Annotated in this window: 17 protein-coding genes; 15 read left to right on the top strand and 2 right to left on the bottom strand. The window is 72.4% G+C overall.

The window, feature by feature from the left end; translation table 11 throughout:
* Positions 1-2 precede the first annotated feature (2 nt).
* From G569_RS0133645 to G569_RS0133585, 13 genes are read left to right on the top strand one after another with little or no spacing between them, the layout of a single operon-like run.
* On the top strand, positions 3-758 hold the full coding sequence (locus tag G569_RS0133645) for a hypothetical protein (protein WP_028066670.1): 756 nt from the start codon (positions 3-5) through the stop codon (positions 756-758).
* Complete coding sequence (locus G569_RS0133640) at positions 745-1,167, top strand: GPW/gp25 family protein (protein WP_028066669.1); 423 nt, start codon at positions 745-747, stop codon at positions 1,165-1,167. The genes G569_RS0133645 and G569_RS0133640 overlap by 14 nt, the downstream gene beginning before the upstream one ends.
* Positions 1,164-3,149 carry a putative baseplate assembly protein gene (locus G569_RS0133635; protein WP_028066668.1) on the top strand — a complete coding sequence of 662 codons (1,986 nt, stop codon included), beginning with the start codon at positions 1,164-1,166 and terminating at the stop codon, positions 3,147-3,149. Before G569_RS0133640 ends, G569_RS0133635 begins: the two co-directional genes overlap by 4 nt.
* Positions 3,146-5,278, top strand: a complete 2,133-nt coding sequence (locus tag G569_RS59525) for a phage tail protein (protein ID WP_028066667.1) — start codon at positions 3,146-3,148, stop codon at positions 5,276-5,278. The genes G569_RS0133635 and G569_RS59525 overlap by 4 nt, the downstream gene beginning before the upstream one ends.
* 22 nt (positions 5,279-5,300) lie before the next feature.
* Entirely contained in the window at positions 5,301-7,841 is a 2,541-nt protein-coding gene (locus G569_RS64905) for a hypothetical protein (protein ID WP_211233163.1), read from the top strand.
* Positions 7,838-9,565 carry a hypothetical protein gene (locus tag G569_RS0133620; protein WP_028066666.1) on the top strand — a complete coding sequence of 576 codons (1,728 nt, stop codon included), beginning with the start codon at positions 7,838-7,840 and terminating at the stop codon, positions 9,563-9,565. Before G569_RS64905 ends, G569_RS0133620 begins: the two co-directional genes overlap by 4 nt.
* A complete protein-coding gene (locus tag G569_RS0133615) occupies positions 9,549-11,516 on the top strand; it encodes a hypothetical protein (RefSeq protein WP_028066665.1) in 1,968 nt (655 codons plus the stop codon). The genes G569_RS0133620 and G569_RS0133615 overlap by 17 nt, the downstream gene beginning before the upstream one ends.
* Positions 11,513-11,707: a hypothetical protein gene (locus G569_RS0133610; protein WP_028066664.1), complete on the top strand. Its 195-nt coding sequence runs from the start codon at positions 11,513-11,515 to the stop codon at positions 11,705-11,707. Before G569_RS0133615 ends, G569_RS0133610 begins: the two co-directional genes overlap by 4 nt.
* Complete coding sequence (locus G569_RS0133605) at positions 11,707-13,389, top strand: hypothetical protein (RefSeq protein WP_028066663.1); 1,683 nt, start codon at positions 11,707-11,709, stop codon at positions 13,387-13,389. The genes G569_RS0133610 and G569_RS0133605 overlap by 1 nt, the downstream gene beginning before the upstream one ends.
* Position 13,390: 1 nt before the next feature.
* Positions 13,391-15,319 (top strand): AAA family ATPase, encoded by a 1,929-nt coding sequence (locus G569_RS53745; RefSeq protein WP_053227368.1) that lies wholly within the window; start codon positions 13,391-13,393, stop codon positions 15,317-15,319.
* Positions 15,320-15,330: 11 nt separating this feature from the next.
* Entirely contained in the window at positions 15,331-21,981 is a 6,651-nt protein-coding gene (locus G569_RS0133595) for a hypothetical protein (protein ID WP_157592497.1), read from the top strand.
* Complete coding sequence (locus tag G569_RS0133590) at positions 21,978-22,679, top strand: hypothetical protein (RefSeq protein ID WP_028066661.1); 702 nt, start codon at positions 21,978-21,980, stop codon at positions 22,677-22,679. Before G569_RS0133595 ends, G569_RS0133590 begins: the two co-directional genes overlap by 4 nt.
* Positions 22,676-23,110: a hypothetical protein gene (locus tag G569_RS0133585; protein ID WP_028066660.1), complete on the top strand. Its 435-nt coding sequence runs from the start codon at positions 22,676-22,678 to the stop codon at positions 23,108-23,110. The genes G569_RS0133590 and G569_RS0133585 overlap by 4 nt, the downstream gene beginning before the upstream one ends.
* An 8-nt stretch (positions 23,111-23,118) precedes the next feature.
* Here G569_RS0133585 and G569_RS0133580 read toward each other — a convergent pair whose 3' ends face one another.
* Entirely contained in the window at positions 23,119-23,682 is a 564-nt protein-coding gene (locus G569_RS0133580; RefSeq protein WP_028066659.1) for a helix-turn-helix domain-containing protein, read from the bottom strand.
* Between the two features lie 48 nt (positions 23,683-23,730).
* Between G569_RS0133580 and G569_RS53740 the strand changes: the two genes are divergently transcribed.
* Positions 23,731-24,558, top strand: a complete 828-nt coding sequence (locus tag G569_RS53740; RefSeq protein ID WP_053227367.1) for a class I SAM-dependent methyltransferase — start codon at positions 23,731-23,733, stop codon at positions 24,556-24,558.
* Positions 24,559-24,589: 31 nt separating this feature from the next.
* Complete coding sequence (locus G569_RS59520; protein ID WP_053227366.1) at positions 24,590-25,198, top strand: DUF1326 domain-containing protein; 609 nt, start codon at positions 24,590-24,592, stop codon at positions 25,196-25,198.
* On the opposite strand, the gene G569_RS0133565 is transcribed toward G569_RS59520, so the two are convergent.
* On the bottom strand, positions 25,183-25,842 hold the full coding sequence (locus G569_RS0133565) for a TetR/AcrR family transcriptional regulator (RefSeq protein WP_028066658.1): 660 nt from the start codon (positions 25,840-25,842) through the stop codon (positions 25,183-25,185). The genes G569_RS59520 and G569_RS0133565 overlap by 16 nt on opposite strands.
* Positions 25,843-25,853 lie beyond the last annotated feature (11 nt).

The raw sequence follows: 25,853 nt of genomic DNA, 5'->3' as shown, positions 1-25,853 counted from the left end.
CGATGCCGTCGATCGACATCCCCGTCAAACCGGATCTGCAGGCCGCGCTGAACCTCGAGCCGTGCGAGGCGCTCCGGCTCCCGTCGCCCACGCCGCTGAAGATCCAGCTGCCGACCGGCGGTCACCTGCAGGCGTTCAACGACATCTCGAAAGGGATCCCGAACGACTGCTCGATGACGTTCAACCTGATGCTCCAGGTCGCCCCGCTGCTGGCATCGATGGATTGCATGCTGAAGATGCTCAAGCTGCTGGACAAGGTCGTCTCGCTGGTCACCAACCCGCCGCCGACGCCTGGTGCGATCAAGGACGTCGTCGACGCCGCCGCGGAGATCGCGCCGTGCTTCCTGATCCCCACGCCGCTCGGGATCCTCCCGTTCGTCTGCGACATCCTGAACCTGATCCGCTCGGTGCTGCACTGCCTGCTGGCGCAGCTGACCTCCGTGCGCGACCTGATGCAGGGGCTGACGTTGCGGCTCGAGGCGGCCACGGGCAACGACGACCTGCTCAAGACGCTCCAGTGCGCGCAGGAGAACGCGCAGGCGTCGGCCAACAACCTCTCCCAGGCGATCGAGCCGGTGACGGTGCTGCTCGGGCTCGTCTCGCCGTTGCTCAAGCTCGCCCAGCTCCCCGATCTGCAGCTCAGCACGCCGGGCGGGCCGCCGGAAAGCGTCGAGGCCCTGAGCGCGCTCATCACCACGCTCCAGGGCGTCGTCGATGTCATCGACGAGATCACAGGAGTCGCTTGTGGCGCCGTTTGATCGTCGCGAGTACCTCGGGACCGGCTGGCGGTTCCCGATCCGGCCCGATGCCACCGGCTCGCTGGCCTGGTCGGCCGGCGAGCAGAAGGTGGCCGAGTCGATCTGGCTCGTCCTCTCGACCGCGCTCGGCGAACGCGTGATGCGCCCGTTGGTCGGCTGTGGCGTCCACGAGCTCCTGTTCCGGGGCGACTCGAACGCCACCCGGGCCGCCGCGGCGCACGCCGCCCACGAGGCGCTGACCGACTGGGAGCCTCGCATCGACGTGCTCGACGTCCGCGTCGAGGACGGCGGCGGCTCGGGCACGCTGCTCGCGATCTCCGTCGACTACCGCATCGTCGAGAACAACACGGTCCACAACCTCGTCTACCCGCTCTATGCGACCGAGGGCCTGACGGCCGAGAGCGCATGATGGCCATCGACGCACCCAACCTCGACGACCGCAGTTTCGACCAACTGCTCGAGCAGGCGCGCTCGCTGATTCCGCGCTACACGCCGGAATGGACCGATCACAACGAGACCGACCCCGGCATCGCGCTGCTGCAGCTGCACGCGTGGCTGGCCGAGCAGATGCTCTACCGCCTCAACCAGGTGCCGGAGCGCAACTACCGCAAGTTCCTGCAGCTGATCGGCATCGACGTCAAGCCCGCCACGCCCGCGCAGGTGGACGTCACGTTCACCACCGCGAAGGCCGACGCCGACGCGATCGTGCCGGCGCGGACACAGGTCGCGGCGACCAGCGAGAGCGGTCCCGTGGTCTTCGAGCTCCCGCAGGGGCTGGTCGCGATCGGTCCCCGCCTGGCCGCCGTCCAGGTGTACGACTCGATCGCCTACCGCGACGTCACGACCGCCAACGCGGTCAACGGCCAGGGCATCGATCCGTTCGGACCGCACGCGCGCGACGGCAGTGCGCTGCTGCTCGGGTTCGACACGCCGGCGGCGACGTTCACGTCACAGCCGCTGACGTTGATGCTCTACGCCGAGCAGCCGCTCGCGCGCCCGGTCGTCGAGGTCGCGCTCGAGAGCGCACCGGTCCCGCCGCCCGCGACGCTCGCCTACGAGTACTGGGACGGATCGTCGTGGGAGCCGCTCCAGCGACAGCTCGACGAGACCTGGGCGCTGCTGCGCACCGGCCGGATCGTCGTCGCCGCCCCGCCCGGCCGCCCGCGGAAGGCGGTGGTCGGCACCGTGACCGCGAACCTCTTCTGGCTGCGGCTGCGGCTGATCGAGCCGGCGTTCGACCGCGTGCCACGGCTCGCGCAGGTGCTGCCCAACACGGCCACGGCGCTGCAGGCGACGACGGTCGACGAGGACGTTCTCGGCGGCAGCGACGGGATGCCCGACCAGGGACCGTTCCGGCTCTCCGCCGCACCGGTCGTCGCGCTCGAGCGGCCGGTCAAGGTGCGACGCTCGGACGGCGTCGAGATCACGATCACCGCCCTGCGGCTCGAGATCGACGAGGGCTCAGGCTTCGAGCCGTGGCAGGAGGTCGACGACTTCCTCGCCTCGGGGCCCGACGACCCGCACTACGTGCTCGACCGCGCCGCGGGCGAGGTCAGGTTCGGCGACGGGCGTTTCGGGCGGATCCCCGTCGCCAACGCGGGGCTGCCCGCCTCCTCGATCGTCGCGCGCTCCTACCTCGCCGGCGGCGGCGCGGCTGGCAACGTCGGCGCGGGGTCGATCACGACGCTGCAGACCACGGCCGCCGGCGTCGCCTCGGTCATCAACGCGCGTGCCGCGTCCGGCGGTTCCGACGAGGAGAGCGTGGCGGACGCCAAGCGGCGCGCCCCGTCGGCGCTGAAGGCACGCGGCCGCGCGGTCACCGCCGAGGACTTCGAGGCATTGTCGCTCGAAGCGCCGGCGCCGGTCGCTCGCGCGCACGCGCTCGCGCTGGTCCACCCTGGCTTCCCCGGCATCGAGGTGCCCGGCACGGTGACGGTGATCATCGTCCCCGGCATTCCCGGCGCCGCGCCGCAGCCGAGCGAGGCGACCCTGCAGTTGGTCTGCCGGTACCTCAACCTGCACCGGCTCGTGACCACCGAGGTCTTCGCGGTCGGCCCGACCTACCGGCAGATCCGGATCAGCGGTGACATCGTCGCCCGCGGCGATGCGGACCTCGCGACGGTGCGGACGACGCTCGCCGAACGCGTCAAGACGTGGCTGCACGCGTTGACCGGCGGCGACGACGCCGGAGGCTGGCCGTTCGGCGGCACGATCTACGCCTCGAGCCTGTACCGGCTCGCGCTCGACACGCCCGGCGTCGACCGGGTCAAGGACAACCAACTGCTGGTCGAGCTCGACGGGGCCCGGCAGACGTTCTGCCGCGACGTGCCGATCGGCGCGGGCGAGCTGATCGAGCCGCTGGAGCCCGAGCTCCGGGTGAGCTACGCATGACCGGCCCACGGCATTTCCTGCTCGACCGCCGCGCCGGCTGGCGTGGCGAACCGCTGCTTGCGATCGGCGTGGAAACCGACGATGGTGTGGTGCGCCTGCGGCCGCTTCCCGGCGCGCCGCAGCCTGTCGCCGACGCGTCCGGGACGTTCGGCGGCCTGAGCGAGCCGGTCGGTGTCGCGGCCGGGGCGGACGGCACGATCGTCGTGCTCGACCGCGACGGGAACCGCGTCCTGCGCTATGACCCGTGCGCACTCGCGTTCGCGCCGCTGCCGTGCCTCGACGAGCTCGCCGGCGCGACCGACATCGCGATCAGCCGCCGCGGCGACGTCGTCGTCGCGGACGCCGCCGCGCGACGCCTGGTCGTGCTCGTCGGCGCGGGCCTCGCGATCCGGCGCGTCGCCGGCCCATGGAAGGTCGACGGCGACACCGTGCGCCGGATCAGGCCGCGGCGTGACGGTTGGCCCGCCAAGACCTGGGAGCCTTGGGGCGTCGCCGCGCGAGCGGACGGCCTGGTGGTGACCGACCGCGCGAACGGGCTCGTGCACTTCCTCGACGGATGCGGCCGCCATCTGGCGGCGACCGACGGTGCGGGCCCTGGCGTGCCCGGGCTCGTCCATCCGACGGCCGTCGCGGTCGACGGCGACGGGCGCGTCTACGTGCTGCAGCAGGACAGCGTCAGGGTGCGGATCCTCGATCGCTCAGGGTTCATCGCCGATGTCGACGCGCTCGACGACCGCCGCCACGTGTTCTGTCCCGTGGCCGTCGCGGTCGCGCCCAACGGCGACCTCTGCGTCGCCGGGGCGGGTGGCGACGTCTGCGTACTCAGTGACGGCGGTGGCGGCTGGAACGCGGTCGGCGTCACCCCGGTCGACGGGCCTGTCCGCGGGCTGGCCTTCGACGCCGGGGGCGACGCCGTGACCGTCGACGGCAGCCGCTGCTGCGTCGTCAGGATGCGCAACGGCGGCGGCTATCCCAAGACCGGTCGCTTCGTCAGCACCGCCCTGGACAGCGGGCTCGCGAACTGCCGCTGGCATCGGGTCGCGCTCACCGGTTCCGTGCCCGCGGGCACAGCCGTGCGCGTGCAGACCTTGACCGCCGAGGCGCCGCTCACACCGGCCGAGATCCTCGCGCTGCCGGAGGCGCGGTGGGCGACCGGGCAGACCGCCTCGGTGACCGACGGCACGGGGTGGGATTGCCTGGTGACCGGCCAGCCGGGCCGTTACCTCTGGCTCGCGTTGAGCTTCGCGAGCGACGGCGCGGCCACGCCGGAGATCGCCGACGTCGAGGTCGAGTTCCCGCGTTGCACCTCGCTCGACCACCTGCCCGGCGCCTTCCGCTCGGACCCCGACAGCGCCGACTTCCTCGAACGCTTCCTGGCGGTCTTCGACGCCCAGCGCGCGACCGTCGGCCGCCAGGTCGACCGCATCGCCGCGCTCTTCGACCCTCTGGCGGCGCCGGCCGACGAGCGCGACGTGCTCTCGTGGCTGGCCGGCTGGGTCGGACTGGCGTTCGACGAGGGCATCCCGATCGCGCGCCGTCGCCGGCTGTTGCGCGAGGCGGCGTCGCTGTACCGCCTGCGGGGCACGCCCGAGGGCGTCCGCCGCTTCGTCTCGCTCTTCTGCGGGGTCGAGGTGCGGTTGCTCGAGCATTACAAGCTGCGCCGCTGGGCGATCGCGGGCCGAGGCCGGCTGGGTGACACCGAGCTCTACGGGTCGGCGATCGTCCGCCGCCTGCAGCTCGACGAGTACAGCGAGATCGGCTCGTTCCAGCTGATCGACACCGACGACCCGCTGCGTGACCCGTTCCACGTGTACGCGCACCGGTTCTCGTTGCTGCTGATCGCCCGCGAGGACGATCGGCTGCTCGCCCGCGCCCGCCGCGTCGCCGAGCTCGCCAAGCCGGCGCACACGGTGGTCGACGTCGCCGCGGTTGAGCCGCGCATGCGCGTCGGAACGCAGAGCATGATCGGGTTCGACACGGTGATCGGCGAGGTCCCGCCCCCGGCGCGAGCCGGACAGGCGCGGCTCGGCGACGGCGTCGTCGTCGGCCCCGATCCGCGGTTGGGACCCCGACCGCGCGCGCAGGTCGGATTGCGTGCGCGCGTCGGTGTGGACACAGGACTCGAGTGAGGATGTGAAAGGGGCGCGACCGGTGTCAACGATCGTCGGCAGTCATCACTGCGCCGAATGCGAAGCGCCCCAGCTGGCCCGCAACCGCTACTTCACGGGCAAGCTGCTGCTCACGCAAGACTTCGAGATCGAGCAGGAGTACCTGCTCGGGAAGGCGCGACGTCACAACCAACAGCTGCACGGTGCCGGCATCGCCTGCGGGCTCGAGGTCTCCGAGCACCCGAACGCCGCATGCCGGGATCGGATGGTGATCGTCGCGCCGGGCACCTTGATCGACTGCTGCGGGCACGAGGTCCTGGTCACGGCGCCAGACGTCGTGCCGCTGCACGATCTGATCCTCGATGCCTGGAAGGTCGCGCACGGGAACAAGCCGTACGAGGACGGCCACGACATCCAGCTGTGCCTGCGCTACCGCGAGTGCCTGAGCGAGCAGGTTCCCGCGCTGTTCGACGACTGCGGCTGCGACGACAGCGCCTGTCAGGCGAGCCGGATCCGCGACGGATACGAGTTCGGGGTCCTGCTCGATCCTCCGGCGGTCGACCGCACGAGCCGGCCGGTGCTGCGCTGGCACTGCACGCTCAACGTGGCGGCGGTCGAGCGGATCGCGGTCGATCCGGCGCACAAACGGCTCTACGTCGTGGTTGGCGGAACCAGCCCGGCGCTGTTGGCGTTCGCAACCGACAACGACGTCCTGCTCTCGTCGCGGACCCTGCCGGCGGCGCCGCTCGACATCGCGGTCAGCGCGAACGGCGACCGCGTGTACCTGGCGCTCGATCAGGCCAAGGCCGTCGAGATCCTCAAGAGCGACGACCTGACGACGCCGCTGACGACGATAACGCTGGCCGCCGCCCCATCGGGGGCGGTGCGCCTCGCCGCGCGGCCTGGCGGAGGCCTCGTGGTGCTCGACGCAGGAGCCAAGCAGGTGCACGCGTGGGGCGCGGGGATCGACGCGCCGGGCGCCGACCCGGTCGCGACCAAGCTCGGGGCGGCCGCCACCGGCGACGGGCCGGCCGACGTCGCTGTCATCGCCGGCGGCGACGCATGGGTCGTCGCCGCCGAGGGCGACGGCGATCTGACGCTCGTGCGCGCCGCGAACGCCTCCAACGCGACCGCGATCCCGGTCGGGGGCGCGCCGCACGCGCTCGCGACCGTCAACGGCGACCGCCTCGCCGTCGTCGACTCCGCGGCCAAGAAGGTCGCGCTGTTCGCCGTCGATCTGACCGCCACGCCGGCGATCTCCCCCGCCGGCACCGCGGTCGCGTTCGCGGAGACGCCGGTCGCCGCCGTCGCGTCGCCTGGCGGGACGTGGCTTGCGATCGCGCTGCGCGACGCCGCGGACAAAGGCTCCGTGAGCACGCTCGAGGTCGCGGCCATGCTGACCGGCAGCGCGACCGAGGGACCGGCCGTGCCGATCGGGGCGCGGCCGACGATGCTCGCGATCGGCGACGCCGGCACGCTCTATGCCCAGTACGCCGGCCCGCCGGGCGACGCGCTGCACGCGGGAATCGCCGTGCTCGAAGTCGACGAGCGCGACTGCGGGTCGTGGCTCGAGGGCGCCGACTGCCCGGCGTGCGAGACCGGCGAATGCGTGGTGCTCACGACCGTCGCCGGCTACAAGCTCGACTCGGACTTCAGCGACGACGTGCTCGACCCCAAGGACCGGGTCATCCTGCCCAGCGTGGCGCAGCTCGCCGCGGCGGTGGAGTGCCTGATCGAGCGCCCGGCCGGCACCGGCGCGCCTGGCCCGCCCGGTGCGCCCGGGCCCAAGGGCGACAAGGGCGACCCCGGCGCGAAGGGAGACAAGGGCGACCCCGGGCCGGCGGGTGAGCGCGGGCCGCTCGGCGACAAGGGCGACAAGGGAGACCCGGGGCCGAAAGGCGACAAGGGAGACCCAGGGCCAAAGGGCGACAAGGGCGACCCCGGCGCCAAGGGGGACAAGGGCGACAAGGGCCCACAGGGAGACCCGGGGCCGAAAGGCGACAAGGGCGACCCTGGCGAGTTCCCGCTGCTGGAGCTGCCACGGATCAACGGGATCAACTGGCCGCACCGCGGGAGGTTCCGGCCCGGCTCCCCCGAGCACGATCGGCTGCGCCACAACGGGCTGCTCGTCGCGTTCACCGAGCCGATGCAGGGCGACACGCTCGACGAGATCACGTGCGCGGTCTACCTCCGTGTCGAGGAACAGCTGCCCGGCGGCTTCAGCGGCTACCACTGGGCCGGCCTGCACGCCGAGGTCAACCCGATCCTGATCAAGGGCGAGTGCGACCCCGGCTCGATGGACGACTTCGAAGTCAAGCCCGCACCGGACAGCGTGCTCGGCGTGCAGATCCTCCCGCGCGGCGAGGCCCGCCGCTTCCCGGACGGGATCTATCTCGTCGTGCTGCGCGGCGACGCGATCATCACGTTCGCCGACGGGCCCCGCCTGGACGGCAGCAAGGGTCCGCGCGCGCTCGACGGCAATCACCTCGGCCCTGGGCTCTACCGCCGCTGCCCGACCGGCGACTTGATCGAAGGCGGCACCTTCGAGAGCTGGTTCACGATCACCGAAAGCGACCAGCCATGACCGCGATCCAACACCCGCGCACGACCACGACGTCCACCGGGCACGGCGCCGGGTGCGCGTGCCCCGCCTGTCAGGGTCTGGCGTCGCTCGTCCGGCCGCGCTTCTTCGCGGGCCAGGTGCTGACCGAGGTCGACCTGATGGCGCTCGAGCGCTACGCGGTCGACGCGCACCGCATGCACAACCGCTACCTGCACGGCTGGGGCGTCGTCTGCGGGCTCGAGGTCGGCTGCGAGGACTGCGGCGACGGCCTCGTGCTCCAGCCCGGCTACGCGCTCGACCCGTGCGGGCGCGACCTCGTCGTGCCGTCACCCCAGTCGATCCCGGTGGCGCAGCTGATCCGCGACTGCCTCGACGCCGAACGCGCCGCTCCGGTCTGCGATCCGCCACAGACAGGGCCTCCGAAGGGCTGCCCGACGGACGAGCACTGGTGCGTCACGTTGCGCTATCGCGAGTCGCCGGTGCGCCCCGTGACACCGCTCGCGGGCAACGGCAACGGCGCGTCGAAGTGCTCCTGCGGGAACGGGAACGGCGGTGGTTGCCACTGCGGCGGCGCCGCGACGACGGCGGCCGCCGGCTGGAACTGCACCTGTGGCGCGTCGCGCTCGACACAGGCCTGCGGGTGCACGAGCTATGTCTCGTCGCCTGACCTGCCGCCAGGTTGTGAACCCACGCGCGTCGTGGAGTGCTTCGACGTCGGGGTCTGTCGTTGCGACGGCGACTGCTGCACGCTCGCGCAGGCCGTCGAGGGCACGTTCCCGGTGCGTGCGCTCGAGTGCGTGACGAGCCTCACGCAGCTGCTCGGCAAGCGCCTCTCGGCCAAGGAGCAGAAGGCGACCGCGGTGGCCGCGCTCGGGGACATCCGGCGGTCCGATTCCGCGTACGCGCGCGACGGGATCTGCAAGCTCTACGACGCCGTCCTGGACCTCTACCAGCGCGACCCGCTGCGCTCGATGTGCCAGCTGCCGCGCGAGTTCGGAGAGGTCGACTGCTCACCGCAGCGCGAGGACGAGTCCAGCGACACGTACTCGCAGCGGCTGGTCACGGCTTCCCAGACGCTCGTCCTGCTCGTGGTCGCCTACGTGCGCGATTGCGTCTGCCACGCGCTGAACCCGCCTTGCCCGGACCCGTGCGATGAACGCATCCGGCTCGGCTGCTTCACGTACCAGGACGGCAAGGTGCTCGACATCTGCAATCTGGAGTGCCGGCGCTACGCCGGGTCGTTCGTGTCGCGCCGCTACTGGGTGCCGATCGGGCCCGTGGTGCTGTGGGCGCTCGGCGTCCTGTGCTGCTTCCCGATCGTCGGGCGTACGCGCGACCGGCGCCTGGTGAGCGTCCAGCGCATGCTCGCGCTCGGCGATCCCGACCGGACGTACCGCAACCTGCTCGCCCGTGACGACTACGCCATCACGGGAACGTGGCGGGCGGGCGCGAGCAAGGTCACCCGGCGGTTGCTCGCGGTGCCATCCTGGCTGCCACGCCCGTCGACCAAGGCGGTCAATCTTGCGGGGCTCGAGGGTGAGCATGTCGGCGCGGTGCAGGAGACGCTCGTCCGCTCGAAGATCGACCCCGTCGTCGTCGAGCTCGACGACCCCGACGCCGTGCCGCTGAACCGGCTCACGTTCGTCCCGGTCGTCGAGCCCGGAGAGCGGGTGCAGGCGTTCGTGTACAAGGGCCGCGTCGTCGGCTTCGCGCCCGAGAAGGTGTCAGATGCCCGGCGCGGATGAGATCACCCGGGTCCGCTACTTCGAGCGCCAGTTCCTGGGCGCGCTCGACTTCCAGGCGGAGCAGCTCTACGACCGCGACGCGCGGCGTCGCCACGTGCTCGCCCATCACACCTGGGGCATCGTCGTCGGGCTCGAGTTGCAGGAGACCCCGGTCGCTTCGGATCCCAGCTTCGTCGACGTCATCCTGCGGCCCGGCGCAGCGGTCGACGGCTTCGGACGCGAGCTCGTCGCCTACCACCCGGTGCGGCTCGATGCCGCCTCCTTCGACGCGTTCAACACCGACGCCCACCAGACCGTGTGGCTGGCCTACGACGAGCAGGAGGCAGGCGGGGCGCGATCGGGCTTCGCCGATTGTCAGGACGCGACCGCCACGCGGATCGCGGAGAGCTGGCGGCTGGTCGTGTCGCCTTCGACCACCGAGCCGGACGCGATCATCGTCGACGGCGTCGCGGCGACGCCACCCGGAGCAGGCACGCCGCCCGTCCCCGCGGACCTGTCGGTGCCCTACCAGCAGCTGCCCGAACAATCGCCGGGGGACCGCTGGCTGATCCGGCTGGGCACGGTGCACTGGGACGGCACGCAGCAGCGTTTCCGCCCTGCGGCCGCGGGCCGGCTGAACGAAGGGCGCGCCTATGTCGGGGCCATCGCCGACCACCTGTTGAGCCCGACGCCGACATTGCATGTCCGGCGCCGCGCGCCCACCACCGTCGACGACGACGACTTCACCACCGTCGAGGGCCGGCTGCGCGTGCAGGGGCGCATCAACGCCGAGAAGGAGATCTACGTCGAAGGCGACCGGGTCCGGTTCACCTATGACATGGGTGACGAGGAGTCGACGCTGCTGACCGCCGGCCGCGAACGTCCCGCCGACGGGTCGGCCGGGCACCGGCTGCGTGTGCGGCTCGGCGAGCCCGGGCAGGCCACGACGCTGCTGTCGATCGGCGCCGGCGAGGGCGCAAAGGCGACGGACGTCCTCAACGTGCGCGCCGACGACGTCGCCGAGATGGCGACCGGGACGCTGCGGTTCGGTTCGACGATCCGGCAGATGATCGACCTCTACACCGAGCAGTACGGGCTCGGCGTCCAGAACTCGTCGATGTACTTCCGCAGCGACTCGGAGTTCGCGTGGTTCAAGGGCGGCAAGCACGCGCCGAACAAGTCGGACCCTGGTGCAGGCGGCCAGCTGCAGATGCGGCTCGACAGCTCCGGGAGCCTGTTCTTCGGCAGCCGGGTGCGGCAGATGCTCAACCTCTGGAGCACCAACTATGGCCTCGGTGTCCAAAGCTGGACGCTGTACTTCCGCTCCGACGCGGACTTCCAGTGGTATCGCGGCGGAAGCCACGGCGACTCGCGCAGCGACACCGGCGGGGGCGCCAGGGCCATGAGCCTCGACGACGCCAGCCACCTGCGCGTCTCCGGGCCGATCACGGTCGGCGCGGGCGGCGACGCGGCGCTCACGACGCGGTTCGTCACCGGCAAGGCGTCGGGCAGCGACGGGCTCGACAACCTCCATCTCAACTGGGCGACCGGTCGCGACGTCTACGTCGGCCAGTGGAACGGTGTCACGAGCGATCTCTACGTCAGCGGGGCGCTGCACGTCGAGGGCGCCGTGAAGTCAGTCATCACCGCCGTGCGTCACGACCGTGCGGTGAGCAACGCAGGTAACAACGCCGCGGCCGAGTGGGACGAGACCTTCGGCGGCGAGCTCGACGAGATCTACGAGGCGTTCGTCACCCTCAACGGGTTCAGCCTCTGGGCCAACGACGTCTCGTTCAACAACTTCGACCGGCTCGAGAGTGCCGGCAACATCGTCCAACACGTGTACGCCCGCGTTGTGAGCGTAGTGGGGACGACTGTGCACCTGCGGGCGTTCTGCAGCGAGTCCGACGGGAGCGTCGAGGGTGACAACACGATGCTCGTCACCGTGGTGGCGATCGGGAGGAAGCGATGATCGACTGCGCCGATGTCAGCAGCCGGCTCGAGGAGCTGCGCGCCGACCTCGCCGCGGGCGAGCGGGCGCTCGGTGAGCTCGACGTCCGCCGCGACCAGCTCCTCGGCGAGCTGCTCCGGGTCAGCGGCGGGATCCGGGCGCTCGAGGAGTTGCTCGCCGTCGCGCCGGAGCCGGAGCCCGCGGCCCTGTGATGAGCGGCGAGACGGGCACGACGTCGATCGCCCGCCTCGCCTGCACATTCGCGCTGCCACGCGACGCCGACCAGGGGGCGCTCCGGGGACGGCTCGACCGCGTCCTGGAAGGACGGCTCGGCGACGAGCTCGCCGCCGCCCTCGTTCCCCTCGACGAGACCGACCCCGGCGCCGTGTGGGTCGTGCGGCAACTGCGGGCGGACGCCGTCGTGTCCGCCGCGGAGGACGATCTCGACCAGCTCGCCCGCCAGTGGGGCGCGCAGCTCGCACGCGGGATCGTCGAGACGATCCTCGCGGGGCCGGGCGGCAACGTCGTGCGGTTCCCCTCGCGCGCCGCCTACGTCGCCGCTTTCGCCGCGGCGCTCGCCGAGGGCCGAGCGGACTCGTGGGTGTTCGGACCGCTCGAGGGCCTGCGGCTGCTGGCACCGGCGCGGGCGCTGCATGCCGCGGCGGAGCGCTCCGGCGTCCCCGTCACCGAGGCGCTGGCTGAGCTCGCGCGGCTGCGCAGGGTCGACGCCGTGCTCGCGGCCTCGCCTTCAGGACACGTCGCCGCGCTGTGGGAGGCGTGCGTCGCCGAGGCGGGCCCGCGCAGCGTGGCCGCCGAGCTGTTCGAGCGCGTCGTCGCCGCCGCCCCGCCGATCCCGGCCGATACCACGCGGGTGCTCACGCCCGCCGCGCGGGCGATCCGCCTGTTCGCCACCGTGGTCCCGGCGCTCGGCGCTGGGCCCGAGGTCGTCGCGGCGGTCGCGCGCCTCATCGTCGCGCCGAGCGCGGCCCTGAGAGCGCCGCGAGAGCTTCCCAGCGAAGCGGCCGACGCGTTTGCGGCATCCGCGACGAGCGCACAGGCCGTCGAGGAGCCGCCGGGTGAGGTGTCGTCGCGACGCCGTCCGACCGACGCGGCGGCATCGGTCTTCGTGGCCGCCGGAGCGCCGGCGTTCCTCGTCACGCCGTCGCTTGAGGCCGTCGGGCTGGCCGACGTGGCCGGCCCGGTCCGTGCCCTGGTGCTCGCCCGCCTGCTCGGCCGGCCGGTCGACGCCGCGATCCAGCTCGCCGCGGGCGACCCGCTGGAGCCGGACGTCGTCGACGGACCGGCCCTGATCGCCACCGTCACCGCCGCACTCGCCGCGGATGACCGGCTCGACGGCCGTTGGCTCGAGCCGATCACGGTCACCCGACCGGACGGTCGCGTTGTCGCGCTCGTGCGCGACCCGGTCACTGACACGTGGCTCGCCGGCGCGGTCCTCGCGCCTGGCCGGCGGCCGCCGTGGCCGGCGCTGCTCGAGGCCGCCGCGCAGCCGTTCGCCGACGCTCCGGCGATCGTCAGCCCAGAGCTCGCCGCCCCCGAGTGCGGCACCGCTCTCGCACGGCCGCGCCCGCCCGACGATGACGTCGCGTGGCTCGCCCCGGGCGACGACGACGAGCTCGCGCTCGGGCTCGCCGCGCGTGCGGCGCTGCGGCACCTCGCGCGGCGGCTGCCCGGGTTCGACCGCAGCTCGATGGGCTATCTCGTCGAGCGCGTGCTCCCGCCCGGCGGGGCAGTCACCGTCACCGACGTCGCCATCCGTGTCGAGCTCAACCCCGCGCCGCTCGGCGTGGTGCTCGTGATGGCAGGCCTGGACACGCTCGCCTACCGCGTGCCGTGGCTGGACCGCGACGTGGTCGTCACCCACCTGAGCGCGTGAGATGACCGTCGCGATCGAGTCCACGTTCGACGCCGAGCTCGACCGGCTCGACGACGTGCTCGCCGCGGCGGTCGTGCGCCAGCGTGCCGAGGGGCGCTGGCAGGGCGACGACGAGCTGCGCGGCGTCTATGTCTCGCCGGAGCTGGCCGCCGCCACGCTCGCCGGCCGCCACGCGTTCACCGGCGAGGCGTCCAGTGAGGACGGCCCGCTGGCATCGATCGGCGAGCGCTTCGCGCTCGATCGGTTCGAGCGCTTCGCGCTCCTGCTCGCGCTCGCGCCCGAGGTCGATTCGCGCTACCGCCCGGCGCTGGCGTTGTTGACCGACGACCCCGGCCGCGGCGCGCCCACGGTCGCGCTCGCGATCGACCTCTACGCCGGCGCGGGGCCTCATTCCGCGCATCTGCGCGCCGCGTTCGCCCCGGCCGCGCCGCTCGTCCGCAACCGTCTTCTGCGCGTGACGCCGCCGCCGGTGGGGCGCTCGCTGATGCAGCACGTGCTCGAGGTCGACGAGTGGGTGGTGGCACGCGTCGCGGGGTTCGACGTGCCCGATGCCGTCGCCGAGGTCTCGCGCGTCGAGGCCGGCGGCGCCGAGGGCGCTCCGCTTTCAGCCCCCACGGTGCTCGTCTCCGAGGATCGCCGGGCGGCGCTCGACGCGGCGCGCGCACTCGCTCCCTCGTGGCTCATCCTCGACGCGGACGACGAGGAGTCCCTGTTCGTCGCCGCGCGGCGGGCGCGGCTCGACGGTCACGGGCTGGCGGTCGCCGCCGCGGCGGTGAACGACGCCGAACGGGCGCTCTCCGGGCTCGCGCACAGCGGCCTGCGTGTCGCCGTCACCGCGACCCCCGCCGAGGCGGACCGGCTGCCGGACGAGTGGCCTCGCCGGCGAGTGCCCGCGATCGGCGTCGACGCACGCCGGCGTCGGTGGGAGCAGGCACTCGACTTGGCAGGGCTCGCGGTCCCCGCCGACGAGGTCGAGCTGGTCGCGCGCTCGCACCCGATGGCGCTCGACCGCATCGACGCGGCCGCGGCACGCCTCGCCGCCGACGAACCCGCGGCCGCGCGAACGGGCGCCGATCTCCGCGCCGCCGCGCGTTCGGTCGCCCGGCACGGGCTCGATGCGCTCGCCTCGCGCGTTCGCCGAGGGCGGTCGTGGGACGATCTGGTCCTCCCTGCGAGCGCGATGCGCCGGCTGCGAGACATCGCCGCGGCAGCCGCGCAACGCCCTCGCGTGCTGGACGAGTGGGGATTCGCGAACGGCGGGCGCGGGCTGCATGTGCTGTTCAGCGGGCCGAGCGGGACGGGCAAGACCCTGGCAGCGAGCGTGATCGCGGACGCGGTCGGCTATGAGCTCTACGCGATCGACCTCTCGCGCGTGGTCGACAAATACCTCGGCGAGACCGAGAAGCACCTCGACCGCGTCTTCGGCGAGGCCGAGAAGGCGGGCGCAGTGCTGCTCTTCGACGAGGCCGACGCACTGTTCGGCCGCCGCGCGGAGGTCCACGACGCGCGCGACCGCTACGCGAACGTGGAGATCGCGTACCTGCTCCAGCGGCTCGAGAGCCACGACGGCCTGACGATCCTCGCGACCAACCTCGTCCATCACCTCGACGCGGCGTTCGCGCGCCGGCTGCATCAACGCGTCGACTTCGTCGTGCCCGACGCCGCATTGCGGCGCCGGTTGTGGCGGACGCTGCTGCCCGCCGCCGCGCCGGTCGCCGCCGATCTCGACCTCGACCTGCTCGCCGAGCGCTTCGAGCTCGCCGGCGGCGCGATCCGCAACGCCGCGCTGACCGCGGCGTACCTCGCCGCGTCGGACGGCCGCCCGATCTCGCTGCGTGACGCGGTCCGCGCGATCGCACGCGAGCTCGAGAAGTCCGGCGGCGCGGCGACGCGCGCCGATCTCCGCGAGCTCCACGAGCTGGTGGAGTGACGATGGCGCCTGTGCCTCTCCGGCTGCCGCCGCAGCGGCCGCCGCCCCGCAAGACGGGCCCGGAGCACGACCCAGCGGGGCCGCCGCCTCCACGCACCGCCCGCCAGGCGTTGGCGCGGCGGTCCGTCGCGGCACGAGGCAGCCAGGCCGCCGGGCCCCTGCTCCCCGACGACGAGCGCGGGTTCTTCGGGGACGTAGACATCGCGCCCGCCCCGCAGCAGGCCGACGTGCCGGTGCCGGCGGCGGACGCGCCCGCCCCCGCCGCGCCGCCCGCCGCGCCCGCCCTCGTTCCGGCGGCCGAGCCCACGCCCGAAGCCGCGGAGCCCCCGGCCAGCCCTGAAGCCGCCCGCGCGGTGGCGCCGCCGGCGACCGCCGCCGCCGCGGGCGACGCCGGCGTCGTCCCGGACGGCTTCTTCGGCGATGTCGATCCGCCCGCGTCGGTCGCGACGCCCGCGGAGCTCGCCGGTGCCGTCACGCGCGCGGCCGGCCGCCTGCCACAACCGGAGCTGAAGGGCTCGGCGCAGTTCCTGCTCGACCCGATGGCCCGCGCGGCACGCGAACGCGGCGACGCCGCCCGCGCAGCGCTCGGCGGCGGCGGCGCCTCACAGGTGCCGCCCCCGCGCGTGCCGGCGCCGTTCGAGATCGACCCGACGCCCGATGCCACCGAGACGCTGCTGGCCGCGAACGCGCCGAACCTGCCGGAGCTGGTGCTCCCGCGCGGGTGGGCGCCGCGGAACATCGCGCCGACGCCGGTCAAGCCGCCGACCGGCGTGCTCACACCCGAGGTGAAGGTCGAGGCTCCGCCCCAGCCCGAAGGCAAGGCCAAGGAGGCGGCGGCCAAGGCCGGCGCCACTCGCGAGGCGGCCAAGACGGCGGCCGAGAAGCAGCCCGCCGAAGCCCCCGCCGAGCCCAAGTTCGTCGACCCACCCGTGCTCGTCGACTTCCGATCGCCGCCGATCCCTCCTCCGGCGCCGGAGGAGGCCGCGAAGGCGATCGCAGTGCTCGGGAAGGTCCTCGACGGCGCCGCGAAGGACGCGAAGGCGATCGTCGCCGACGCGATGAAGGTGCCCTTCAACGGGACGATGGCCGGCCGCAAGCTCTTCGAGCATCTCTTCGATCCCCTCGTGCCGGCCACCGAGCAGGCGTTCTTGAACCGGATCGACGAACTGCGCGCCGCCGTCGACCCGGCCGAGACCGAGCTGGCCAAGCAGACCGCCGATCGGCGGCAGCGCCTGACCGACCTCGCCGCGGGCAAGGTCGTCGCCACGACGCAGGCCGCGCAGACGACGGTCGCCGCGATGACCCAGGACGCCGCCAAGACGAAGGGCGCCATCGACGCCAAGCAGCGGCGCGAGGAGCTCAAGCGGATCCGCCGCCTCCAGGCCGCCAAGACCTCGCACGACCCGAAGCTCGTCGACGAGCTCGTCGAGGAGCGGATGAAGTTCGCCGATCTCCAGGTCGGCGACGGCGTGAACGCGATCAAGCGCGCCGCGACGCGCCGCCGCGCCGTCCTGGACCTTTATGAGGCCTCGTACCTCCTCGCGGCGCGCGATGCCGACAACCGCGCGCAGGCAGGGCAGACGAACCCCGGAGATCCGCCGAAGACCAAGCTCGAGGACCGGCGCGCACCGCTCGCGCCGGGCGGCGAGCTGTGGCTGGCGGTCGCCGAGCGCGAGATCCACGCCGCCTTCGAAGGCCTGCGGACCGCCACCGACAGCGCGCGCGACGAACGGGTCAAAGCAATCGAACAGGCCGGAACCGACCTGCGCGCCGCGGTCCGCGACTGGGCGGCAAAACGTGTCAGGAAGGATCGCACGGAGCAGGAACGCCACGACACGGAGGCGCAGGACAAGGCCCGCCAGGAGCAGGCCGAGAAGGACGCCGAGGCGCGCGCCGCGACCAACGACACGCGGGACCGGCTGGTGCAGGACGTGCGCGCGGCCGTGTACTTCCACGACCTGGTCAACGACAAGGACGCGGGCGCTCGCAAGGTCGAGGACCAGGCGCTGCGTGACAAGCAGAAGGAGGTCGCGAAGCAGTACCTCAAGGACGGCGAGGACCCCGCCGACCCGCTGTCGGTGGTCGTCGCGCACATCCGCGCGGAGTTCCGCGCCACACAGATCGGGGGCGATCAGGCGCCTTTGGTCGTGCGGCTGAAGGACATCGTGTTCGCCCTCCCGACGCCGTGGGATCGGGAGTCGCAGGACGACCTGAGCGCGGTCATCTTCAGCGACAACCCGCCGGATGCGAGCACCCGGGCCGACCGCGCGTTCAAGGCGATGGACCAGATCGGGACCGACGAGGACGCCGTGTACGCGGCGCTCGCGAACCTGACGCCGCAGCAGAGCCTGCTCGTCCAGTTCATCTATGCGCGCAAGCACGGCTCGAGCCTGAGCAGTGACATCGACGACGAGTTCAGCGGCGCGGAGAAGCGGCGAGCGAACGCACTGCTGAACTCGCAACCGGTCGCCGCCGCGGCGGCGGCGATCGACTACGCGCGCCCGCTGCTCGGGGGGCCGGCCGGCAAGGAGGACAAGGAGGCGATCCTCCAGGCGCTCCGCACGCTGCCCGACGGTCAGGCCGATGAGCTCGTGGCCGTCTACAAGAAGCAGACCGGCGACGACCTCCGCGCGGACCTCAAGGAGACCCTGGCCGACTTCAAGCAGACCGACCAGGGCTTCAAGGCCGACGAGCGCGGCTACGAGCAGGCCTCGGTCCTGATCGAGCTCAATACCGCGCGGGCGACGACACGCGACGGCAAGCCGGCCCAGCCGGATCCGCAGGAGATCCGCCGGCTGCAGGCCAAGGCGGACGCGCTGGACTTCGACCGCGGTCTGCGCTCCTACGCCGGCGGCATGGTCACGCCGCGGGCGGACTTCGACGCCGTCCGCGCGTCATTCGATCGCATCCGGGCAGAGACCGAGCAGCGGAACCCGAACTGGTCGCAGGACGAGGTCGACGCCGAGACGCGGCGCCGGATGGCCGCGATGGAGGGCGCCTACGGGCAGCGGTTCGGCGCCGAGGTCAGCGGCAGCGCAGACGGCAAGGAATCGAGCCTGCACCAGGTGATGAAGGCGCAGCTGCGCGGCGACGCCCAGCTCCAGCTCGCCGAGGCGCAGCTGTACGTCGACCGGCGCGCCGAGATCGCGGCGCGGCTCCAGCTGGAAGCGAAGTCCGGCGTCTACTCGTCCGACGACGTCCTCAACAAGCAGATGCAGGCCAACTTCGACATGGCCGCGGACGCGGTCAAGCGCTCGGACGGCCCGCAGCTACGCAGAGCCCTCCAGCAGCGGATGGACGCGGATGCCAAGGCGGGCAAGCCGTGGGATCAGGACGCGATCGACAAGGCGGAGCACGAGCTCGACCGCGAGCTCGAACGGCGCACCCAGGTCAGGGCCGAGCAGCAGATGACGGAGGTCGACGCGCGCTTCGGGACGCTCTTCGGCGACTCCTGGGGCGGGCGCGAAGGCGCGCTCGAGCGGATGCTGCGCTCCGAGACGCAGGGCACCGGCAAGTGGTGGTCGCCGGGGTCGGGCGAGACCGAGGCGATGTGGCGGCTCAAGCAGGGCGGCGGGCTCAACCGCGGTCAGCAGATCCTGCTGGGCGTCCACGGCTACGACATGGACCGCGAGCAGGTCATGGGTGGGCTCGAGGGCAACACCGCGCAGGAGCTCGTGGAGGTCGACAAGCAGTTCCAGGACGCTTCCGAGCAGCTCGAAGGCGAGAGCCAGAAGCTCACCGATCGCCTGCACGAGGAGTCCAGCGGCCGCAACCGGTTCGACATCGACGAGGCCCTGCAGGGCATGCCGCTGACTGCCGAAGAACGGCTCGACGCGGCGAAGCGCCGAGTCGATTGGGAGAAGGACGCGTACTTCCACGGCGACACGATGCACCGGTCGTTCGCGGCCGGCTTCGAGTACGCGGAGATGGAGGCCGAGTACAAGCTCGCCAAGCGCAGATACGACCGCTTGGTCGAGGCCAGGACGCAGAACCTGCCGATGGAGCAGCGCAACGCGCTGCAGCGCTCCTTCACGACCCAGGCCAACCTCGCGGTCGCGTCCGCCGACGCGTATCGCGCCCGGGTGGACTCCTACGTCGACACGTTCACCCAGATCGTCGCGGCCGCGGCGGCGATCACCGTCGCGATCGCGATCACCGTGGCGACGGCCGGCACCGCGGCTCCGGCGCTCGTCGCGCTCGCCGCGTCGCTGGCCGGGACGGGCGCGACGATCATCTCCAAGGCCTACCTCCTCGACAAGGCCTACGGGATCCACGAGCTCAAGACCGACGCGATCATCGGCACGGTCGACGCGCTCGCCTCGGTGGCGACCGCGGGCATCGGCGACAAGCTGCTCGGCGTCAGCAAGGCCACGGGGGCGACGAAGGTCGCCCTCAAGATGGCGATCAAGCAAGCCGCGCTGGAGCGCGCGGCGAAGCCGCTGCTCGCCCGGCTCGCGGCACAGGGCATCGAGCAGATCGCCCAGGCCGCGCCATCAGCCCTCATGGGCAACGTCCTCAACCGCCAGAACTGGCATGGCGACATGTTCAAGAACATCGTCACCGGCACGGCCACCCAGATCGGCACGGGCATGGTCGTGGGCGCGGGGATCGGCGGCGTCATGCACGTCGGTGGCATGGCGCTGGCTCCGGTGATCGAGCGCCTGCGAGGCGGGCGCGCCACCGTGATGCTGCCGGCCGCCGAGGCCGCGCTCCGCGATCCCGCGGCACTGCCGCGCGACTCGCTCCTGCTGCGGGGGACGCCGGAGCAGCGCATGGCCGCCTTCCGCGACTTCAAGAAGTCGTACCCACTCGCCTCGCTGGAGGATTTCAGGCTGGCGGTCAAGCGGGGCGAGGCGGTCCTGACGGCGGCAGCCGAGGACGTCCACGCCACCAAGCGCGCGCTGCGCACCGAGATGCTCGCGGACATCCCGCCGACCGAGCGCAAGCGGTTCGGCGCGACGCCGATCGAGATCCTCACCGACGCGGAGTTCACGGCCCGCACGGGCAGCGAGCAGAAGGGGATCGCGGCGGTGCTGATCGTCGACGGCAAGGCAACCGTGGTGGTTCGCGAGGGAGCGCCTCCGGGCGCCTTGCGGAACGCCATGCGCGAGGAGGGTCTGCACCTGCGCCAGGTGGCCGACCCCGCGAATGCCACCCGCGTCATCCTGCTCGACGAGGGGCGGCTCGGCCGCTGGCCCGAGCTGCCGCTCGAGGAGCGCATGGCGTCCTGGCAGGCGAAGCTCGACCTGGAGATCGAGGCCCAGCAGCACACGCTCGCCAAGCTCGAGTCCGAGTTGCCGCACGCGACCGACCCGGACATCCGCGCGGACCTCGAGAGCCGGATCGAGTTCGCGCGCGACACCCACGCCGCGCTCGAGACCCGGCTGCACGAGCTCCGAGCATTCGATCCTGGCGCCCGGCTCCCGGGCGGCGAAGGCGTTCCGCCGCCCAAGTTCACCGAGGAGCCGCCACGGCTCTTCGGCAAGCTGCGCGACGCCAAGGACAGCCCGTCATGGCGGCCGGGGATGAACGCCACGGAGACCGCGCGCTGGACCGAGCGCTGGCCGGACGGCACGCCGAGGAGATATCGCCGCGTGCGGCTTTACGACCCCGCGACCGGCGGCAAGCCGATCACGTTCGAAGAGATCCGCATGCCGGACGGCAGCTGGCGCAAGCGCGGCAGCGAGTCGGTCCGCCGCGGCCGGATCATGGAACTCGTGTCGCGCACCTTCACGGAGACGCGCGCGGCCGCCCTCCCATCCAACCAGCGGCACGTCCCGCTCAACGTCCAGAACGCCTCGTCGCAGGGCTTCGACGAGGTAGTGTTCAAGTTCGAGCGCGACAACGCCGGCAGGCTGAAGGCACGGGTGGGAGTCGTCGAGGTCAAGGACTATCCCGGACGTTATGTTCCGGCTGCGGACTTCACCGCGATCGATGACCACATGCGACAGAACCTGCTCGACGTGCAGCGGCGGATGAACGAGTTGGGCGCGCACGGTCTCGGCATGACCAAGGAAGAGTTCAAGGTCGCCCAGGCGGCGCTCAAGAACCGGCACCTCGACGTCGAGATCCGGCTCGGCCCCGACACCTACCTCGGTAAGGGCGCCAACGCGGCCACGCTCCCCAGGTTGCTCAGCGACCTGCGACGGCGTTACGGGACCGAGGTGACGGTCAACCGGATGAACCTGGAGACGGGCATCGCGGAGGCCAAGCTCGCCAACCAACGGCTGGAGGCGCGCACGGGCAGCACCCGGTTCGCCCAACTGGCGGACACCCCGGGTGGCATGACGCCGAAGTCGATCCTCGCGGCGGACACGGTCATGAAGGCCGAACGCGGCAGCGTCGTCAACGGGCCGTGCGACTGGGCACCCGGCCGCGAGTACCTTCACGACAAGGCCGGGAAGCCGGTCGTCGTCGAGGCCTTGGTGGGCGGCGGCTCGTTCGACGTGGAGGCCACGGCCAAGGCGCTGCTCGAGCGCCTCGATGAGCAGCGGCTGCCGCTGAAGGGGACGTCGCTCGAGCCCGTCACGCTCGTCGTGGATCGCTCGTCGCTCACGCCGGGTCAGCGGCTCGATCTCATCGCCAAGCTCGACGAGTTGGCGCGGGGGAGCAGTCAGGGACAGGCCTATGAGGACCGCCTGAAGTGGGTCGGACGGAAATGAGCGCGTGGACGACATTGCTGGACGAGTGCCGCGAGCGCGCGGCGAGCAACGTCGAGCTGCACGGGCCGTTCGTCGCCGAGCTCCCCGCCGACGACGAACTCGCCGAGCAGCTCGTCGGCATCGACGGCGCCGCCGCCGAGGCGATCGTCGTGCTCGGCCCGAAGCCGGCCGAGCCGTTGCTCGCGCCGCTGGCCCGCGCCGTCGCCGCCGCGACCTCCCCCGCCCCCGTGGACGTCGTCGACGCTGACATCGGACTGGCGTTGCTCGCCTGCCGCAACGACGTCCTCGTCGCCGGGCGCGCCGACCTGCTCAGCGGCGAGGACCCGACCGCCGCGTGGCTGAACCAGGTCGCGGCCTCTCCGATCGCCGAGGACCCCGACTTCGAACGGCGCCTGTGGTTCGTCGCCGCGGCGGCCGGTGAGCCGCCGCTGCTTCGCGAGCTCGTGGATGCCGGCCCCGTCGACGCCCCGGTGGCCGTGCCCGAGAACTTCGCGGTGACCCTTGCCGGGGCGGTGCTCGGCGGTGAGCCGGTCGAGCGGGAGTGGCAGGCGTGGCTGGTGTCCGCGGCCGATTGGCTGCGAACCGGCGACCTGTCGTGGCCCGACCTGCTGTGGGCCGCGCGCTGCGTCTATGCACGCGTGGGCGGCGAGGACGTCACGCGCGTCGCGGATCTGCTGCGTGCGGAGATCGGGGGATGAGCGCCCGCCGCCTCGTCCTGCGCCCTGAGCTGGCGTTCTCCGATCTCGACGCGGCGCTCTCCGCGTCGGGCTGGAACGGCGGATCGGTGCTCGCGTTCGGACCGCTCGTTCCCGGCGAGCCGGAACTGGCCCGCTGGCAGCGCGGCTCGGCTCGCCTCGAGTACACGTGCAACCCGGCGATCTGGCTCCGCGTCCTCGACGCCTTCGGGGTCAACACACTCGCGTGGGACGCGCTGTCGGACGCGCTCGAACCGCTGGACGAGGCCGACATCCTGGGCCTGCTCGGGGCGTCCTCCGACGAGCACGTCGCGCTCGGCATCTTCGCGGCCCGCGCGCTCCGCCTTGCGGCGGCGACCGAACCTCTCGAGGCTCTCGCGGCCCGAGCCGCTGATCCGATCGCGCGCTATGCACGCGATGCGCTCTCCGGCTAGGCAGCTGATCACTCGCGCAGGTGTGCGCGTTCGCCGTGGTGGTCGAGGATGCTGAGGATCTCGGCGGGGCCGTCGTGACCTCCGAGGCTGTGCGGGGTCATCGTGTTGAAGCTCGCTGCGCGCCCGGCGGGAACGAGGACCTCGCGGTTCGCGAGCCGGAGTCGCACGACGCCGCTGAGCACGTAGAACCAGTCGCGGCCCGGATGCACGCGCGTGTCGTCGAGCCGCTCGCGCGGCGGCAGGCGCATCTTGACCACGACGCGCCCGGACCCGTCGTCGGGAGGGGTGAGCAGCCAGTAGGTCGAGCCGCCGGCCGTGTTCTGGCGCGGGCGGATCACGACGTCGTCCTCATCGTCGTTGACCAGCAGCTCGTCGACCGTCGTATCGAACACGCGGGCCAGGACGACGAGGTGGTCGAGCGCGATCCGCCGGCCGCCGGTCTCGAGGCGGCTGAGCGTCGACGCCCCGATGTTGGCTCTGCGCGCGAGCTCGTCGAGCGACCAGCCCCGGGCCTGACGGAGCGCTCGCAGGCGCCGGCGAGCGACGTCGTCGAGTGAGTCGTCTTGCGTCATTGGCAAGAGAGTATGCGGTTTGGGCAGAGCGTGGCTAGCGTGGTCGCCATGAGCACGCACCATTTCGATGCCGAGCACGTCGCGGCCGCACTCGAAGTCGAGGGCGAGGCGGCGCTGGGCCTCGCAGCCGAGGCCGTCGCCCTCTGCGCCGACCACCTCGCGGAGCCGTCGGTCATCGTCGACCTCGGCTGCGGGCCGGGCGTCGACACGGTGCTGCTCGCCCACCGGTTTCCCACAGCGCGGGTCATCGCGGCCGACGGCTCCGGCACCATGCTCGCGCGTGTCCAGGCTCGGGCCGAGCGGCTCGGCGTGGCAGATCGCGTCGACACCCGCCTGATCGACCTCGACGGCGAGCTCGACACGCTCGGCGCGTGCGACCTCGTCTGGGCCGCGATGGCGCTCCATCACGCCGAGGATCAGGTCGCGACGTTGGCGGCGGTCCGCGGACTCCTGCGTCCGGACGGGCTCCTGTGCCTGCTCGAGCGGGCCGATCCGATGTCCGTGCGCCTCGCGACGGATGGCGGGCGACCGGGGCTCTGGGATCGCTTGGACGCGGCCCGGGCCGCGTGGTTCGAGCGCGAGCGCCCCGCGCTGCCGGGCGCGCTCGACGCCGACCGCTACCCGGACATGCTGGCGGCGGCGGGACTCGAGATCGTCGCCGCGCGAACCCTCGCCGGCACGGTACCTGTGGCCGACGACGAGGCGACCCGGACCGCCCTCGCGGGACGGCTGCGTGCGAGCGCGCGCAAGTTCGCGGACCTCGCCGACCCTGACGACATCGACGCCCTGAACGCGATGCTCGACGGGGACTGGCATCGTGCCACGGTCACGTCGGGCCGCAAGCTGTTCGTCGCCACGGCGCGGTCGACGACTTGAACCGCGGTCGCGACTCTGGGAGGCTCGCACGATGGGCTGGTCTCTGTCCGGCACCTACTTCGAGTCCTGCAACTGCGACGCGATCTGCCCGTGTCGCAGGATCGACGGCGTCCCCGGCGGCCGCTCGACACACGGACTGTGCCTTGGCGTGTTGTCGTGGATCATCCACGAGGGCGCGGCGGACGGCGTGGACCTCGCCGGCCTACCGGTGGTGATCGCGTCGCGTTACAGCGACGACGAGCCCGGCTCGCCGTGGACCTGGATCCTCTACCTGGACGAACGCGCCGACGACCGGCAGCGCGCCGCGTTGGAGGACATCTTCGCCGGCCGCCGTGGCGGCGACGCCGTCAGGCACTTCCCGTGGGCATGGAAGACGAGCGAGCTCGTGGCCGTGCGCCCGGTCGGCATCGAGGTCGACCACACGCAGCGCCGCCAATGGCTGCGGATCCGCGATCGCGTCAGCGTCCGGATCCGCGACCGCTATCCCGGGCTCGAGACCGTCACCTGCGTCATCCCCGGTCACGATCGCGACGGCGAGGAGCTCGTCACCGACGAGCTGCGCGTGGACGACGGCCCGTTGGACTTCCACTATCGCGGCGTCTGCGGCTACGGGACGACGTTCGCCTACGCCGCGGGCTGACCGCCGAGGCGCTCGATCGCGTCGAGGATCGCATCGGTACCGGTGTCGAATGCCTGGTCGAGATCCGGGAAGAGGTAGGGCGCGGCGTCGCGCGTGCGTGGGAACTCCCCGGCCGGGAGGAGCGCAGCGGCGCGACGGACGCCGTCGAGGTTGTCGAGGCGGGGCTCGGGCAGCTGCTCGAGGACCGCGTAGTAGACGCCGGTGCCCACGACGTGGTTCTCGATGACCTGGTACCAGTGCGCCGCCTGCTCCGGTGTCAGGCCGACCTCGTCGAGCATGGCGAGGCTGGTCTCGGTGATGAGGCGCAGGCCGGGGATCTCGTCGCCGGCCTTGGCCAGCAGCAGCGCGATGTCGACGTGGGAGCGGAAGCGGTCGAGGCCTTCGCGGATCAGCGCGTGCATCCGCTCCCGCCACGGGCGCGACGGATCGAGCGCGGTCACGCGTCCGAAGAGCCGCTCGGCGAGTTGGACGAGCAGCTCCTGCTTGTTGCGGAAGTGCCGGTAGATGGCCGTCGGATCGGCACCGATCTCGGTGCCGATCCGGCGCAGCGTCAGCTTTCCCAGGCCTTCCTCGCGCGTGATCCGCTCCGCGACGTCGAGGATCCGGTCGCGGTCGATGCGCGGGCGCGCGCTCTGCTCGTCCATGGAGCGGCCAC

Origin of the sequence: Solirubrobacter soli DSM 22325, from assembly GCF_000423665.1 — a bacterium.
Taxonomy (GTDB): Bacteria; Actinomycetota; Thermoleophilia; order Solirubrobacterales; family Solirubrobacteraceae; genus Solirubrobacter; species Solirubrobacter soli.
The sequence above is the reverse complement of the archived record's forward strand: the minus strand, read 5'-3'. Positions and strand labels throughout refer to the sequence as shown.

Coding starts and splice junctions, on each gene's coding strand:
- G569_RS0133645 (WP_028066670.1), top strand. CDS start 3: ATGCCGTCGATCGACATCCCCGTCAAACCGGATCTGCAGGCCGCGCTG.
- G569_RS0133635 (WP_028066668.1), top strand. CDS start 1,164: ATGATGGCCATCGACGCACCCAACCTCGACGACCGCAGTTTCGACCAA.
- G569_RS59525 (WP_028066667.1), top strand. CDS start 3,146: ATGACCGGCCCACGGCATTTCCTGCTCGACCGCCGCGCCGGCTGGCGT.
- G569_RS0133620 (WP_028066666.1), top strand. CDS start 7,838: ATGACCGCGATCCAACACCCGCGCACGACCACGACGTCCACCGGGCAC.
- G569_RS0133615 (WP_028066665.1), top strand. CDS start 9,549: ATGCCCGGCGCGGATGAGATCACCCGGGTCCGCTACTTCGAGCGCCAG.
- G569_RS0133610 (WP_028066664.1), top strand. CDS start 11,513: ATGATCGACTGCGCCGATGTCAGCAGCCGGCTCGAGGAGCTGCGCGCC.
- G569_RS0133605 (WP_028066663.1), top strand. CDS start 11,707: ATGAGCGGCGAGACGGGCACGACGTCGATCGCCCGCCTCGCCTGCACA.
- G569_RS53745 (WP_053227368.1), top strand. CDS start 13,391: ATGACCGTCGCGATCGAGTCCACGTTCGACGCCGAGCTCGACCGGCTC.
- G569_RS0133590 (WP_028066661.1), top strand. CDS start 21,978: ATGAGCGCGTGGACGACATTGCTGGACGAGTGCCGCGAGCGCGCGGCG.
- G569_RS0133585 (WP_028066660.1), top strand. CDS start 22,676: ATGAGCGCCCGCCGCCTCGTCCTGCGCCCTGAGCTGGCGTTCTCCGAT.
- G569_RS0133580 (WP_028066659.1), bottom strand. CDS start 23,682: ATGACGCAAGACGACTCACTCGACGACGTCGCTCGCCGGCGCCTGCGA.
- G569_RS53740 (WP_053227367.1), top strand. CDS start 23,731: ATGAGCACGCACCATTTCGATGCCGAGCACGTCGCGGCCGCACTCGAA.
- G569_RS59520 (WP_053227366.1), top strand. CDS start 24,590: ATGGGCTGGTCTCTGTCCGGCACCTACTTCGAGTCCTGCAACTGCGAC.
- G569_RS0133565 (WP_028066658.1), bottom strand. CDS start 25,842: ATGGACGAGCAGAGCGCGCGCCCGCGCATCGACCGCGACCGGATCCTC.